Origin of the sequence: uncultured Limimaricola sp., from assembly GCF_964022235.1 — a bacterium.
Classification (GTDB): Bacteria; Pseudomonadota; Alphaproteobacteria; order Rhodobacterales; family Rhodobacteraceae; genus Limimaricola.
The window spans coordinates 380,155-393,648 of the sequence record NZ_CAXHZL010000002.1 but is presented as its reverse complement, the minus strand read 5'-3'; the positions used below and the strand labels follow the sequence as shown (position 1 = coordinate 393,648).

Here is a 13,494-nt window from a genome sequence, read left to right as displayed (position 1 = left end):
GTCCACCACGCCTGCGCTGGGCCAAATCAGGCGCTGCGCGCCATGACCGTTCCGATGACACGGATCGACCGCTGGCTCTGGCAAGACCGGGGGTGCCGCGCTATCTCTTGGCGCATGACATGGACCTTGCCCAACATCCTCACCGTTATGCGTCTCCTCGCTGCCCCCGGCGTCGCGGTGATGTTCTTGTTCTTCATCCGGCCCTGGGCCGACTGGTTCGCGCTGGTGCTCTTCGTCACTGCCGCGGTGACCGACTTTCTCGACGGCTATCTCGCGCGGGCGTGGAAGCAGGAGTCGAAGTTCGGCGCGATGCTCGACCCCATCGCCGACAAGGCGATGGTGATCATCGCGCTTTTGGTGATCACCGGCTTTTCCGGCATGAACCCATGGATTCTCTTGCCCGCGACGCTGATCCTGTTTCGCGAGGTTTTCGTGTCGGGCCTGCGCGAGTTCCTCGGGGCCAAGGCGGGGCTTTTGAAGGTCACCAAGCTCGCCAAGTGGAAGACCACCGCGCAGATGGTTGCCATCGCGGTGCTGTTTTCCACCGGGGCCTTCGAGCATTACTTCGTCATGGAGAGCTTCGGCATGGATGAGACCATGGTCGACTCGATCCTCTCGGGCGGCACGCCGGACGAATTGGGGCTGGTCTGGAAATACTGGGGCATGGTCATCAGCTGGTGGGCCGGGATCGTTCTGCTGTGGGTCGCGGCGGTGCTGACGCTGATGACCGGCTGGGATTACTTCTCCAAGGCGCTGCCGTTCCTGCGTGATGCGCCCAAGCCCGAAGCGGGCCGGAGCCGCGCGCCATGATCGACGTGGTCTATTTCGCTTGGGTGCGCGAGCGCATCGGCCTGCCGCGCGAGCGGATCGAGACCGAGGCCGCCACGGTGGCGGATCTGGTCGAGGAACTGCGCGCCCGTGAGGACCGCTATGCCATGGCCTTCTCGGACGTGTCGGCGCTGCGCGTGGCGCTCGATCAAGAGCTGTCGGAGTTCGACGCGGCTCTCGCGGGCGTGCGCGAGGTCGCGTTCTTCCCGCCGATGACCGGGGGCTGAGGTGAAGATCTCGGTTCAGGAGGCTCCTTTCGACGCCGGCGCCGAACTCGACGCCTTTGCCCATGGCCGCCACGAGGTCGGGGCGGTGGTGAGCTTTACCGGCATCGTACGCGACCGCGATGGCGGCCTGATCCGCATGGAAATCGAGCATTATCCCGGCATGACCGAATCCGCGATCACGGCGATCGCCGAGGCGGCCATGGCGCGCTGGGATCTCGCGGATCTCATGGTGATCCACCGTTACGGCGCGCTGCCTCTGGGCCAGCCGATCATGATGGTGGCCACGGCGGCGGCGCATCGCCGGGCCGCCTTCGAGGCCGCCGAATACCTGATGGACTATCTCAAGTCGCGCGCCCCCTTCTGGAAGAAGGAGGTTACCGAGACCGGCGCGCATTGGGTCGAGGCGACGCCCGAGGACGAGGACGCGCTGTCGCGCTGGTAGGGCCGTTCACCTCGCCTTAGGGGGGAATGGTGCAGGGTTGCGGGATCACCTCAGACAGGGGCCCGCCATGACGTCCAAGACCGATCAGCCCACAGATCCCTTTGCCCATGCGCAGGCCCTCGACCTTGCCGACATTCCGCGCCTCGTGCGCGAGGCGCTGGCCGAGCGGCGCACCGAACTGGCCTATCAGCCGGTCATGGTGACCAAGACCGGCGACACCGCCTTTCATGAAGGTCTGATCCGTCTGCGCGATCACGCCGGTCGTTTGCTGCCCGCGCGGCATTTCCTGCCCGGCGTCGAGGAAACCGCGCTGGGCCGCGATCTCGACCGCGCCTCGCTGCGCGAAGGGCTCGAGGCGCTGCGCCGCGCCCCAAGACTCAGGCTGTCGATCAACATGTCGGCCCGCTCGATCGGTGACGGGCGCTGGCGGCGGGCGCTGGAGGATGGGCTCGCGCGTGGCCCCGGCATCGGTGAAAGGCTGATCCTCGAAATATCGGAAACCTCGGCGATGACACTGCCCGAGGTGGTCTGCCGCTTCATGGCCGAGCTGCGGCCGCGCGGTGTGGGCTTCGCTCTTGATGAATTCGGGTCGGGGCAGACGGCGTTTCGCCATCTACGCGATTTCCTGTTTGACCTCGTGAAGATCGACGCGCATTTCGTGCGCGGCATCGAGGAAGACCCCGACAACCAGGTGCTCTGCGGTGCGCTGATCGCGGTCGCCCGACAGTTCGGCATGGCGCATGTCGCCTGCGGGGTCGAGACCGAGGCCGAGGCGAAGACGCTCGCCGGGATCGGCGCGAATTGCCTGCAAGGCTATCTTTGGGGGCATCCGGCGCATGTGCCCCGGCCCGCGGCCCGAATGCCGTTGCCCTGACGGCAGAGGCTGGTAGGCTCATCCCCGATCCGGGTCCCCGGCGCGTGCCGGCCCGTCTGTCAGGGAGAGTTTCATGACCAATGTCGTTATCGCCTCGGCCGCCCGCACTGCGGTGGGCAGCTTCGGCGGCGCCTTCGCCAACACGCCTGCGCATCAGCTCGGCGCCACCGTGCTCGAGGAGGTCGTGTCGCGCGCCGGCGTCGACAAGTCCGAGGTGAGCGAAACCATTCTGGGTCAGGTGTTGACCGCCGCCCAAGGCCAGAACCCCGCGCGTCAGGCGCATATCATTGCGGGCCTGCCACAAGAGGCCGCCGCTTGGAGCCTCAACCAGGTCTGTGGCTCGGGCCTGCGCGCCGTCGCCCTCGCCGCACAGCACATCCAGCTTGGCGATGCCTCGATCGTCTGCGCCGGCGGTCAGGAGAGCATGTCGCTTGCCCCGCACGCCCAGACGCTGCGGCAGGGCCAGAAGATGGGCGACATCAAGCTCACCGACACGATGATCAAGGACGGCCTCTGGGACGCCTTCAACGACTACCACATGGGCACCACCGCCGAGAACGTGGCGAGCCGCCACCAGATCACCCGTGAGATGCAGGATGAGTTCGCCGTCGCCTCGCAGAACAAGGCCGAGGAGGCCCAGAAGGCGGGCCGCTTCAAGGATGAGATCGTCCCCTTTATCGTGAAGACCCGCAAGGGCGACATCGTCACCGACGCCGATGAATACATCCGCCACGGCGCCACCATCGATGCCATGGCCAAGCTGCGCCCGGCCTTCTCCAAAGACGGCACCGTGACGGCGGCCAACGCCTCGGGTCTCAACGACGGTGCTGCCGCGACGCTCCTGATGTCGGTCGAGGAGGCAAGCCGCCGGGGCATCACGCCGCTGGGCCGCATCGCCGCCTATGCCACCGCCGGTCTCGACCCGGCCTACATGGGCGAAGGCCCGATCTATGCGTCGAAGAAGGCGCTGGAAAAAGCCGGTTGGTCGGTCGACGATCTCGACCTGATCGAGGCCAATGAAGCCTTCGCCGCCCAAGCTCTCGCGGTGAACAAGGAAATGGGCTGGGATCCGGCCAAGGTGAACGTCAACGGCGGCGCCATCGCCATCGGTCACCCGATCGGTGCCTCGGGTTGCCGCGTGCTCGTCACCCTGCTGCACGAAATGCAGCGCCGCGACGCCAAGAAGGGCCTCGCCACGCTGTGCATCGGCGGTGGCATGGGCGTCGCCCTGTGCATCGAGCGCGACTGACGTGACCTGGACCGCTCCTCGGCAACTCGTGTTTTCGGGGGGCGGTCTGCGCTGTTTCTGGCAGGGCGGCTTCATGGAAGTGCTCGGCCAGCGCGCCCGGATCGCGCCCGAGCGCATCGCTGGCGTCTCGGGTGGTGCGCTGTCGGCGGCGGCCTATGTGGCGGACCGCGAACGCAAACTGCTCGACGCGATGTGCGAGGCCTTCGAAGAACAGCAGAGCAACCTGTTCGACCGCGAGGCGGGCGACATCAGTCCGCATCAGCGGATCTACTGCAAGGTCGTGAGCAAGGTGCTCGACGACGCGGCGGCGCGGACGGTCGCCCAAGGCCCGCGAACGCAGATCCTGATCGCGCACCCGCCCGCGGGCGGTCTGCCGAAGATAAGCGGCGTGGCGGCGACCTTGGCCTATGAGGCCGAGCTGCATCTGATCAACTCACCGCATTTTTCATGGGCCGAAAAGCTGGGTCTCGAGGTCAGCCTCGTGGATGCGAACGCAGCCGCGAGCGACGGACGGCTTGTCGATCTGGTTTGCGCCGCGGCGGTGATTCCCCCGGTGTTCGAGCCGCCCGACTGGGACGGGCGACCGGTCGTCGATGGCGGCATGGCCGATCAGGCGCCGATGCCCGAGCCCGACGAGGGCGAGACGCTGGTGCTGCTCACCCGGCGCTACCGCAAGTTGCCGCGGGTCTCGGGGCGGCGTTATGTGATGCCGTCGGACGAGACCCCCGCCGACAAGATCGATTTTACCGATCCAGACAAGCTGTGCCGCACCTGGGAGCAGGGCGCGCGCGACGCCGAGACCTTTTGCGACGAGGTTGGGCTTGTTTGACCCTGCGTGATGCGAGACTGTCGGAACAGACCAATCGCATGCGAGGGAGAGCAGAGATGGCAAGAACGGCACTCGTGACGGGGGGCAGCCGCGGCATCGGCGCCGCCATTTCCAAGGCATTGAAGGCGGAAGGCTATAACGTCGTCGCAACCTATGCGGGCAATGACGAAAAGGCGAAGACCTTCACCGAGGAAACCGGCATCGCCACTTACAAATGGGACGTGGGCGATTACGAGGCTTGCAAGGCAGGCATCTCGCAGGTCGAGTCCGAGCACGGCCCGGTTGAGATCCTCGTGAACAACGCCGGCATCACCCGCGACGCGCCGTTCCACAAGATGACGCCGCAGCAGTGGCGCGAGGTGATCGACACCAACCTCACCGGCCTGTTCAACATGACGCACTGTGTCTGGCCCGGTCTGCGTGAGCGCAAGTTCGGCCGCATCGTCAACATCTCCTCGATCAACGGCCAGAAGGGCCAGTTCGCACAAGCCAACTATGCCGCCGCCAAGGCGGGCGACATCGGCTTTACCAAGGCGCTGTCGCAGGAGGGCGCACGCGCCGGGATCACCGTGAACGCGATCTGCCCGGGCTACATCAACACCGAGATGATGAGCACGATTCCTGAAAAAGTGATGAACGACGTGATCCTGCCGCAGATCCCCGTGGGCCGTCTGGGCGAGCCCGAGGAAATCGCGCGCTGCGTGGTGTTCCTCGCCTCCGAACAGGCGGGCTTCGTCACCGGCTCGACGCTCTCGGCCAACGGTGGCCAGTACCTCGCTTGACCCATAGGGGCAGACGGTTCGCCGTCTGCCCGGCCCGAGCCCGGCGGGCAGGGGCACCTAATGGGGTGGAAAGAACGCCTCCGGTACCCGCATGGCGTCCAGCCCCCGCATCCGGTCGATCCAAGCCCCCATGCGCGGAGTCGGCGCGACCCCGGCCTCCTCCAGCCATTGGGCATAGCCCCAGACCGCGCAGTCGCCCACGCCCGGCTTGCTGCCGTGCAGGAAAGCGGCGCTGCCGAGAAGCATGTCGAAGCGCCGGGCGTCTGCCGCAAAGCGCATCCGCAACCAGTCCAGCACCTCGGGCGCGAAGTCATCGCCGCCGGGCCTGCGAGCTTCCTTGAGTTGCGGCAGGCACATGCCGATGCGGTTCGCCTCCCAGATCACCAACTCGCGGGCGCGGCGCATCCCGCTCACGCTCTCCCCGCCAAGACAGGCAAATCGACCCGCGATCTCGAGCAGGATCGCCCCCGACTGCACATGGGCGATGCCATCGATGAGCAGGACCGGTACCTCGGCCGCCGGATTGGCCGCGAGAAATGCAGGCGGCCGCGTTGCAGGCGCGGCCCAGATGTCGACGCGGTAGGTGCGATGGGCAAGGCCTGCCAGCCCGAGCGCCAGCGCCACCTTGCAGGCATGGCCCGAATCCGGGTGACCGTAGAGTTCGATATCCGGCATGGTTCGGCTCCTGCTGCGCGCCCCGCGTCGGGACGTGATGGCGCGAGCAAAGCCGAGCAGGGCGCCCGATGCCAGTGCGATCCTATAGGTCGGACAGGAAAAAGGCGCCCGACGCGGATGCGGCAGGCGCCTTGGACGGAGGGGGCGCGTTTCAAAGGTACGTGCCGCTCCGGTGGGGAGAGCCGGGGTCGTGCCCCGGCATCCGTTCCTCCTAATGCGGGCTGAGCCGCGTGATCTCTTCCTTCAGCATGAGCTTACGCTTTTTCATCTGAGCGATTTCGAAGTCGCTGGTGGCGGGCGCCCTCTGCGCCATCTCCACCTCCTGCGAGAGCGACTGATGTTTCCTGCGCAGTTCTTCCAGATGCGATGTCAGGCTCATAGGCTGTCTCCTGTGTCTGGTTGCGACAGCCTCAGTCGAACACGGTTTTACAATTCTGTCACCTGCGAGATGCGACGCATTCGTCATTTTCGCAAAGGATCGGCGAAATCTTGCGCTAGAAGTTGAGCTAGATGCGCAATTTTTCTCCATGACGGAGAATTGCTTCGGCTTCGGGGGTGAAATCGCCTGCATCCGACAGGTGCCGATCACCCTCGTGCAGCACCAAGGGGGCCCCGAGTCGAAACGCGGCGCGGCCGCTCTGGCGCGCGGTGACGATCACCCTTTCGGCGTCCCGCCCCGCGCGCGACACAAGTGGGCGCACGGCGAGGCCTCCCATGCGCCCGTGCAGCGCCGCGATGATCTCGGGCAGACGATCGGCCCGCTGGATCAGCGTCAATCTGCCCAAGGGGGCCACGCGCCGTGCCATGGCGTCGATCCATAGCGCCAGCGACAGCGGCGCGCCAAAGGCGGTCTCCTTGGCGGGGTCGGGGGCCGGGCGCGAATGGGCGCGATCGAAATATGGCGGGTTGGCGATGACGTGGTCGAAGCGGCGCGCCTTGATCTCGGGCGGGAGCGCGCGCAGGTCGGCGGTGTGGACCGCGACCCGTGCCTTGTTTCTCTCGGCGTTGCGCCGCGCCAGATCGGCGTAGCCCGGCTGGATCTCGACCCCGCACAAATCGAGGTCTGGTACCCGTGCGGCAAGGCACAGCATCGCCGCTCCGGCGCCGCAGCCAAGCTCGAGCACGCTCTGGCCAGGCGTGGCCTCCACCGCCGCCGCGAGCAACACCGGGTCGGTGCCCGCCCGGTAGCCACGTCGCGGCTGCAGGAGTGCCACCCGCCCGCCCAGAAAGGCGTCGCGGGTCAGGTCTTCATCGGCCCAGATCGATGTCATTGTCGCGCATCGCACGTTCGGCGGCGGCATGATCCGCATCGCGCACCATCAGGCGGCGAGGCAGGATACCGATCGATCCTTCGAGGATGCTCGTGTTTACGTCCCACTCGAAGCAGTCTATACCCTCGCCGTTCAGAAGGGCGGTGGCAAAGGCGAAGACCGTCGGGTCATTGCTGCGCAAAAGCTCTTTCATCCGCAACCAGCTAGGGCGTTTCGACGCCCTTGTCGAGAAGACCGCCGCCCATGGATCTTGCCACGCCCACCGCCAAACCGCACGACCGCCTCGCGCAGGCCCTTTCGGGCGATATGCAGGCGGTCAATGCGATGATCCGCGAGCGCATGGCCTCCGAGCACGCGCCGCGCATTCCGGAGGTGACGGCGCATCTGGTCGAGGCGGGCGGCAAGCGGCTGCGTCCGATGCTGACGCTCGCCGCCGCAAGGCTGTGCGGCTACGACGGTCCTTACCATATTCACCTCGCCGCGACGGTGGAGTTCATCCATACCGCGACCTTGCTGCATGACGACGTCGTCGACGACAGCAAGCAGCGGCGGGGCCGCCCCACCGCGAACCTTCTGTGGGACAACACCTCTTCCGTGCTGGTGGGCGACTACCTCTTTGCGCGCTCGTTTCAGGTAATGGTCGAAACCGGCTCGCTGCGGGTGCTGGGCATCCTCTCGAACGCCTCGGCCACCATCGCCGAGGGCGAGGTGCTGCAGCTCACGGCGGCGCGCAATCTCGAGACCACCGAAGAGACCTACCTGCGAGTGGTGCGCGGCAAGACCGCGGCGCTGTTCTCGGCGGCAACCGAGGTGGGTGGCATCATCGCCGGTGCGCCAGAGCCGCATGTCGCGGCGCTGCGTGCCTATGGTGACGCGCTCGGCATCGCCTTTCAGATCGTCGACGATCTGCTCGACTACGGTGGCACGGCGGCGATCGGCAAGGCGCTCGGCGATGATCTGCGCGAAGGCAAGCTGACTCTGCCGGTGATCCGGGCATTGGCGCAGGCCGATGCAGAGGAGCGCGCCTTCTGGAGCCGCACCATCGGCAAGGGCCGGGTCGAAGAGGGCGATCTTGCGCGGGCGCAGGCGATTCTCGCGCGACACGGTGCCTTGGCCAGCACGCGCCAGACCGCGCTCGACTGGGCCGAGCGGGCGCGCCTGAGCCTGCGCGAGCTGCCGCGCCATCCCTTGGCCGACATGCTCGAGGACTTGGCGAGCTACGTGGTCGAGCGGATCAGCTGAGCAGCGGCGCGGGCGCGACCCACCAGCCCATTTCCGACAGCTGGATGGCGCGGGCGACCTGACGGGCGCGGCCCATGTCGCGCGTGAGGCCCACGCAGGTGGCCCCCGAGCCGGACATCACCGCGAGATCGACCCCGGGCATCGTGCGCAGCCGCTTGAGCGCACGGGTGATCTCGGGGGCAAGCGCCTCGGCGGGGGCCTGCAGATCGTTGCGCTGCGCGCCAAGCCAGTCCAGCAGACCCTCGTAATCGAGCCGGTCCGGCAGAACGGCCATGGCCGAATTATCGGAGCGCTCCAGCTTGTCGAAGACCTGGCCCGTGGGCACTTCCACCCCGGGGTTGACCAGCACCAGACCGCAAGAGGGCAGGGGGGGCACCGGGGTCAGAATCTCGCCTATGCCGCTCATCCGGGTTGGCGCGGGCGCGTTCAGGCAGACCGGCACATCCGCGCCCAGTTCCAACACTTCGAGGTCGCCGGGGGTGAAGTTCTCGACCCCCCAGACCTGGCTGAGCAGCCGCAGCGCCGCGGCGGCATCGGAGGATCCGCTGCCGATCCCTGCGGCATGGGGCAGGGCTTTGGTCAGCTTGATCCGCGCGCCCTGTGTAACGCCACGCGCCGCCTGAAGCGCCCGGGCCGCGCGCATCACGGTGTTGCTCTCGTCGAGAGGCACGCCCTTGGAGAAAGGCCCGGTCACCTCGAGCGTCAGATCGGTGGCAGCGAGCGCGGTGAGTTGATCTCCCACGCCCGCAAAGGCCACGAGGCTGTCGAGCAGATGATAGCCCCCGGCGCGCAGGCCAGTGACATGCAGCGCCAGATTGATCTTAGCCGGGGCCAGCCCCTTGTCGAGCGCCATGATCAGCGCCCCTGCGCCACCTGCCGGAGCGGAGCGCCACCCTCGGCGGCAATCACCGCGTCGAGCCCTTTTGCGAGTTTCTCACGGATCCGCGCGGCCGCCTCGGGGGTGGGTTCGAACGACAGCGCCCGCTGCCATTGGAACCGCGCCTCGGTCAGACGGCCCACGGCCCAGTAGCCGTCGCCCAAGTGATCATTGACGATCGGGTCCACCGGCTCCAGCTCGGCGGCCCGTTCGAGGTGCCCCACCGCGTCCTTGTACTGGCCAAGCTTGAACTGGGCCCAGCCGAGGCTGTCAACAATGGCGCCGTTGTCGGGCTGGGCACGTACCGCCCGTTCGATCATGTCGAGCGCCTCATCGAGCGCCTCGCCCCGCTCGACCAGCGAATAGCCAAGGAAATTGAGAACCTCGGCGCGTTCGGGATCGATTGCGATCGCGGCACGGAAATCGGCCTTGGCTCCGGACCAGTTGTCACGCGCATGACGCGCAATCCCGCGCATGTAATACAGCCACCATGCAACGTCTTCTCCCGCGAGACGGATGGCGTCGCTATAGGCGGTCTCGGCTGCGGCGTCCTCGCCTTGGGCGCGGTGCAGATCGCCGATCGCGATTTGCACACCCGGCAATTCGGGGGCCGTGCGTGACAGCTGCTCGAGCACCTCGAGCGCGCGGGCGGGCTCGCCCGAGCGGCGCAGCACCTCGGCACGGCCAAGCTCGGCTGAGACAAAGGCGGGATCGTCCTTGGGCACGCGGGCATAGGCCGATTGCGCCAGATCGAGCCGTCCTGCCCGCTCCGAGAGGCTGGCCGTGATCAGCAGCCCCTCGACCCGGTCGGGATCGAGCACGAGCGCGGCACGGGCATAGAGCAGCGCGAAGGAGCCGGGCACTTCGTCGCCCAGAGCCCCCGCGACGGTGACATAGAGATCGGCCAGACCGTCGACGGCGCTGGTGACGAAGGTCCATCCAGGTACAGGCCCTGCCGCGATCTGGGTGCGCAGCGCCCTGAGGATGGGATCGCCGCGCTCTGCCCGGTCGAGCAGCGCCAGCGCGTCATCCTGCCGATCGAGTTGCTGCAGGATCTGCACATGGGCGGTCGTGACCGATCGGCTGATCGGCAGGCCATTGCCCGGTGCGGCTGCAAAGATCTCGTCGGCGGCGGCAAAATCGCCTGCCACAGCCAAAGCCAGCGCCTTGTGATAGAGGCCAAAGCCGCGCAGGCCGGGGGTCTCGATCACCTCGTCGAAGGCCGAAAGCGCGAGATCCATGCGGCCTTGTCCAAGCCGGGCCCAAGCCCGGGTCAGCCCGTCAACGAGCGGCCCGACGCCGCGTCCCGCTTCCAAAAGCTCGAAGATGGCTGCCCAGTCGCCACGCTGCGCCGCATCGATCTGCAGCACCATATTGGCGACCTGACTGCGGGCGCCGACGTCGTGCAAGCGCTCGGCCAGCGGCAGTGCCTCGTTGATCTCGCCGGTGGCCAGCAGCCCCGCGATCGCACCTTCAAGCAGGTCCGGATTGCGCGGATCGGCGCCCAGAGCGGTCTGGAACCAGTCGACGGCGGCTTCGTAATCCTGAGCCGAAGCGGCAGCGCGAGCGGCGAGATAGGGCCCTGCGTCGGTCTGTGTGCTCTGTGCCGCCGCCGGAGCGGGGCTCAAATGGACCGCGAGGAGCCCGGCCGTCACGGCCAAGGCCCACAGATTTCGAGTCACCATCGGTATGCTCCTGCCGTTCCGGTCATCACATTGGTGGGCACGCTAGTGAGCGTAACGTGATCACGCAATGTGGGTTCCCTAGGACCGGCGGATATCCGCGATCACATGTTTGGGTAATTCGGCCCGTCACCCCCCTGCGGCACTGTCCAGACGATGTTCTGAGAGGGGTCCTTGATGTCGCAGGTCTTGCAGTGGACGCAATTCTGGAAGTTGATCACGAACTCCGGCCCATTGTCCTTTTCGACCACCTCATAGACCCCGGCGGGGCAATAGCGCTGCGCGGGCTCGGCAAAGACCGGCAGATTGTGACCGATCGGGATGCTCGGGTCCTTGAGCTTGAGATGACACGGCTGGCTTTCTTCGTGGTTGGTCCCCGAAAAGCTGACGCTGGTCAGCCGATCGAAGCTCAACACCCCGTCGGGCTTGGGATAGACGATCTCGGTATGATCCTTCGCGGGCTCGGTCGCCTCGGCGTCGGATTTGCCGTGACCCATCGTGCCCAAGAGCGAGAAGCCCAGCGTGTTGGTCCACATGTCGAAGCCGCCGAGCGCCATCGAGGCGGTGAGACCCCAGCGCGACCAGATCGGCTTTACGTTGCGCACCTTCTTGAGATCCTTGCCGATCGCACCGTCGCGCACCGCCACATCGTAGCTTTCCAGCACGTCGCCGGCGCGGCCCGAAGACATGGCCTCATAGGCGGCCTCGGCGGCGTGGATGCCCGAAAGCATGGCGTTGTGGTTACCCTTGATGCGCGGCACGTTGACCATGCCTGCCGAACAGCCCAAGAGCGCGCCGCCCGGAAAGGCGGTTTTCGGCAGCGACTGCCAGCCGCCTTCGGTGATCGCGCGCGCGCCATAAGCCACGCGCTTGCCGCCCTTCAGCAGCTCGGCCACCATCGGATGGTGCTTGAAACGCTGGAATTCCTGATAGGGGCGCAGGTAGGGGTTCTTGTAGCCCAGATGCACGACGAAGCCGACGTAGACCTGATTGTTGTCGAGGTGGTAGATGAACGACCCGCCACCCGCGTTCTTCTCGAGCGGCCAGCCCATGGTATGGACGACGCGGCCCTCCGAGTGCTTGGCGGGGTCGATCTCCCAGATTTCCTTCATGCCGAGGCCGTATTTCTGCGGCTCGCGGCCCTCGCCCAGCGCGAAGCGCTCGATCACCTGCTTGGACAGCGATCCGCGCACGCCCTCGCCGAGGAAGACGTATTTGCCCAAGAGCTCCATGCCCGGCTCGTAGCCCGGCCCCGGCGTGCCGTCGGCGTTGCGGCCGAACTCGCCCGCGACCACGCCCGCGACGCGGCCATCCTCGCCCCAGACGATCTCCGAGCAGGCCATGCCCGGAAACACCTCGACGCCGAGGCTTTCGGCCTGTTCGGCCATCCAGCGGCAGACGTTGCCCATCGAGACGATGAAGTTGCCGTGATTGTTCATCAACGGCGGCATCGCGAGGTTGGGGATGCGCACCGATCCGCTTTCGCCCAGCATGTAGAAGCGGTCGTCCTTGACCGGGACGGTGATCGGCGCGCCCATCTCGCGCCAGTCGGGCAACAGCCGATCGAGGCCGCAAGGGTCGAGCACCGCGCCCGACAGGATATGGGCGCCGACTTCGGAGCCCTTTTCCAGCACCACCACCGAGATCTCGGGGTCGAGCTGCTTGAGGCGGATCGCCGCCGAGAGGCCCGCGGGCCCCGCGCCGACGATCACCACGTCGTATTCCATCGCCTCGCGCTCGGGCTTGTCCTGAATCTGGCTCGTGGTGTCGGTCATGTCGGATCCCTGCTGGCTCTCCTGCTCCGGGCCAATGGCTATCGCATGCGCCGCGCACGCACAATTGCGACCCGGCGCCATGGCGCTTATGCGACACTCGACCCACCGCGCATGCGCGCCTCGAGCTGTCGCATTCAAGGCCATGTCCCCGCATCGGCCCCACGCGCGTCGGGGGCGGGCTTGACTTCGGGCGGCCCCGCGGGGTTAGAACGTCCGGTGTTGCACGGCCCCGCACGGGGGAAAGGCTAGAGAATATGGAAAAGATCCCGCTGACGCGCGCCGGTTTCACCAAGATCGACGCAGAGCTCAAGCACCTGAAATCGGTCGAGCGCCCGGCGATCATCGCGGCGATCTCGGAGGCGCGCGCGCATGGCGACCTCAGCGAGAACGCCGAGTATCATTCCGCCAAGGAAAAGCAGAGCTTCATCGAGGGCCGGATCAAGGAACTCGAAGGGGTGATCGGCCTCGCAGAGGTGATCGATCCCGCGAAGATGAAGGGCACGATCAAGTTCGGTGCCACCGTGAAGCTCGTCGATGAGGACACCGACGAGGAGAAGACCTACCAGATCGTTGGCGAATACGAGGCCGACATCGAGGCGGGGCGTCTCAACATCAAGTCGCCACTGGCCCGCGCGCTGATCGGCAAGGACAAGGGCGACAGCGTCGAGGTCCGCACGCCGGGCGGCGAGAAGTCCTATGAGATCCTGAGCGTCAGCTATTCTTGACGCCGCGAATGCGGCA

General features: G+C 66.6%; 16 protein-coding genes. 9 read left to right on the top strand and 7 right to left on the bottom strand.

Going from position 1 to position 13,494, the window contains the following annotated elements; genetic code table 11:
• Positions 1-114 precede the first annotated feature (114 nt).
• From pgsA to phbB, 7 genes are all read left to right on the top strand, one after another.
• Positions 115-810 carry a CDP-diacylglycerol--glycerol-3-phosphate 3-phosphatidyltransferase gene (gene pgsA / locus AADJ02_RS04440; protein ID WP_341211832.1) on the top strand — a complete coding sequence of 232 codons (696 nt, stop codon included), beginning with the start codon at positions 115-117 and terminating at the stop codon, positions 808-810.
• Positions 807-1,055, top strand: a complete 249-nt coding sequence (moaD, locus tag AADJ02_RS04435) for a molybdopterin converting factor subunit 1 (protein WP_341211773.1) — start codon at positions 807-809, stop codon at positions 1,053-1,055. Before pgsA ends, moaD begins: the two co-directional genes overlap by 4 nt.
• A gap of 1 nt (position 1,056) precedes the next feature.
• A complete protein-coding gene (locus AADJ02_RS04430; RefSeq protein ID WP_341211772.1) occupies positions 1,057-1,497 on the top strand; it encodes a molybdenum cofactor biosynthesis protein MoaE in 441 nt (146 codons plus the stop codon).
• Positions 1,498-1,564: 67 nt separating this feature from the next.
• On the top strand, positions 1,565-2,371 hold the full coding sequence (locus AADJ02_RS04425; RefSeq protein WP_341211771.1) for an EAL domain-containing protein: 807 nt from the start codon (positions 1,565-1,567) through the stop codon (positions 2,369-2,371).
• A gap of 73 nt (positions 2,372-2,444) precedes the next feature.
• Positions 2,445-3,620 (top strand): acetyl-CoA C-acetyltransferase, encoded by a 1,176-nt coding sequence (locus AADJ02_RS04420; RefSeq protein WP_341211770.1) that lies wholly within the window; start codon positions 2,445-2,447, stop codon positions 3,618-3,620.
• A gap of 1 nt (position 3,621) precedes the next feature.
• A complete protein-coding gene (locus AADJ02_RS04415; protein ID WP_341211769.1) occupies positions 3,622-4,449 on the top strand; it encodes a patatin-like phospholipase family protein in 828 nt (275 codons plus the stop codon).
• A 56-nt stretch (positions 4,450-4,505) separates the two neighbouring features.
• Entirely contained in the window at positions 4,506-5,231 is a 726-nt protein-coding gene (gene phbB, locus AADJ02_RS04410) for an acetoacetyl-CoA reductase (protein WP_341211768.1), read from the top strand.
• A gap of 57 nt (positions 5,232-5,288) precedes the next feature.
• On the opposite strand, the gene AADJ02_RS04405 is transcribed toward phbB, so the two are convergent.
• The 4 genes from AADJ02_RS04405 to AADJ02_RS04390 all read right to left on the bottom strand — a co-directional run bounded on the left by AADJ02_RS04405 (position 5,289) and on the right by AADJ02_RS04390 (position 7,370).
• Complete coding sequence (locus AADJ02_RS04405) at positions 5,289-5,906, bottom strand: glutathione S-transferase family protein (protein WP_341211767.1); 618 nt, start codon at positions 5,904-5,906, stop codon at positions 5,289-5,291.
• 211 nt (positions 5,907-6,117) lie between these two features.
• Positions 6,118-6,285, bottom strand: coding sequence for a YdcH family protein (locus AADJ02_RS04400; RefSeq protein ID WP_341211766.1), 168 nt, complete (start codon positions 6,283-6,285; stop codon positions 6,118-6,120).
• A gap of 127 nt (positions 6,286-6,412) precedes the next feature.
• Positions 6,413-7,177, bottom strand: coding sequence for a methyltransferase domain-containing protein (locus AADJ02_RS04395; RefSeq protein WP_341211765.1), 765 nt, complete (start codon positions 7,175-7,177; stop codon positions 6,413-6,415).
• Positions 7,155-7,370, bottom strand: a complete 216-nt coding sequence (locus AADJ02_RS04390) for a DUF2007 domain-containing protein (protein WP_045319857.1) — start codon at positions 7,368-7,370, stop codon at positions 7,155-7,157. The genes AADJ02_RS04395 and AADJ02_RS04390 overlap by 23 nt, the downstream gene beginning before the upstream one ends.
• A 50-nt stretch (positions 7,371-7,420) precedes the next feature.
• On the opposite strand from AADJ02_RS04390, the gene AADJ02_RS04385 reads away from it, so the two are divergent.
• Positions 7,421-8,419, top strand: a complete 999-nt coding sequence (locus AADJ02_RS04385; RefSeq protein WP_341211764.1) for a polyprenyl synthetase family protein — start codon at positions 7,421-7,423, stop codon at positions 8,417-8,419.
• Here the strand turns inward: AADJ02_RS04385 and AADJ02_RS04380 are convergent.
• From AADJ02_RS04380 to AADJ02_RS04370, 3 genes are all read right to left on the bottom strand, one after another.
• Positions 8,412-9,272 carry a 4-(cytidine 5'-diphospho)-2-C-methyl-D-erythritol kinase gene (locus AADJ02_RS04380; protein ID WP_341211763.1) on the bottom strand — a complete coding sequence of 287 codons (861 nt, stop codon included), beginning with the start codon at positions 9,270-9,272 and terminating at the stop codon, positions 8,412-8,414. The genes AADJ02_RS04385 and AADJ02_RS04380 overlap by 8 nt on opposite strands.
• A gap of 2 nt (positions 9,273-9,274) precedes the next feature.
• Positions 9,275-10,981: a tetratricopeptide repeat protein gene (locus tag AADJ02_RS04375; protein ID WP_341211762.1), complete on the bottom strand. Its 1,707-nt coding sequence runs from the start codon at positions 10,979-10,981 to the stop codon at positions 9,275-9,277.
• Between the two features lie 101 nt (positions 10,982-11,082).
• Positions 11,083-12,753: an electron transfer flavoprotein-ubiquinone oxidoreductase gene (locus AADJ02_RS04370; protein WP_341211761.1), complete on the bottom strand. Its 1,671-nt coding sequence runs from the start codon at positions 12,751-12,753 to the stop codon at positions 11,083-11,085.
• Positions 12,754-13,007: 254 nt separating this feature from the next.
• Here AADJ02_RS04370 and greA point away from each other — a divergent pair, with 254 nt between their 5' ends.
• Positions 13,008-13,478 (top strand): transcription elongation factor GreA, encoded by a 471-nt coding sequence (gene greA / locus AADJ02_RS04365; RefSeq protein ID WP_341211760.1) that lies wholly within the window; start codon positions 13,008-13,010, stop codon positions 13,476-13,478.
• Positions 13,479-13,494: the final 16 nt, after the last annotated feature.

Bases quoted from the DNA above. Each gene is read 5' to 3' on its own strand.
- pgsA (WP_341211832.1), top strand. From the start codon at position 115: ATGACATGGACCTTGCCCAACATCCTCACCGTTATGCGTCTCCTCGCT.
- moaD (WP_341211773.1), top strand. From the start codon at position 807: ATGATCGACGTGGTCTATTTCGCTTGGGTGCGCGAGCGCATCGGCCTG.
- AADJ02_RS04425 (WP_341211771.1), top strand. From the start codon at position 1,565: ATGACGTCCAAGACCGATCAGCCCACAGATCCCTTTGCCCATGCGCAG.
- AADJ02_RS04420 (WP_341211770.1), top strand. From the start codon at position 2,445: ATGACCAATGTCGTTATCGCCTCGGCCGCCCGCACTGCGGTGGGCAGC.
- phbB (WP_341211768.1), top strand. From the start codon at position 4,506: ATGGCAAGAACGGCACTCGTGACGGGGGGCAGCCGCGGCATCGGCGCC.
- AADJ02_RS04405 (WP_341211767.1), bottom strand. From the start codon at position 5,906: ATGCCGGATATCGAACTCTACGGTCACCCGGATTCGGGCCATGCCTGC.
- AADJ02_RS04400 (WP_341211766.1), bottom strand. From the start codon at position 6,285: ATGAGCCTGACATCGCATCTGGAAGAACTGCGCAGGAAACATCAGTCG.
- AADJ02_RS04395 (WP_341211765.1), bottom strand. From the start codon at position 7,177: ATGACATCGATCTGGGCCGATGAAGACCTGACCCGCGACGCCTTTCTG.
- AADJ02_RS04390 (WP_045319857.1), bottom strand. From the start codon at position 7,370: ATGAAAGAGCTTTTGCGCAGCAATGACCCGACGGTCTTCGCCTTTGCC.
- AADJ02_RS04385 (WP_341211764.1), top strand. From the start codon at position 7,421: ATGGATCTTGCCACGCCCACCGCCAAACCGCACGACCGCCTCGCGCAG.
- AADJ02_RS04380 (WP_341211763.1), bottom strand. From the start codon at position 9,272: ATGGCGCTCGACAAGGGGCTGGCCCCGGCTAAGATCAATCTGGCGCTG.
- AADJ02_RS04375 (WP_341211762.1), bottom strand. From the start codon at position 10,981: ATGGTGACTCGAAATCTGTGGGCCTTGGCCGTGACGGCCGGGCTCCTC.
- AADJ02_RS04370 (WP_341211761.1), bottom strand. From the start codon at position 12,753: ATGACCGACACCACGAGCCAGATTCAGGACAAGCCCGAGCGCGAGGCG.
- greA (WP_341211760.1), top strand. From the start codon at position 13,008: ATGGAAAAGATCCCGCTGACGCGCGCCGGTTTCACCAAGATCGACGCA.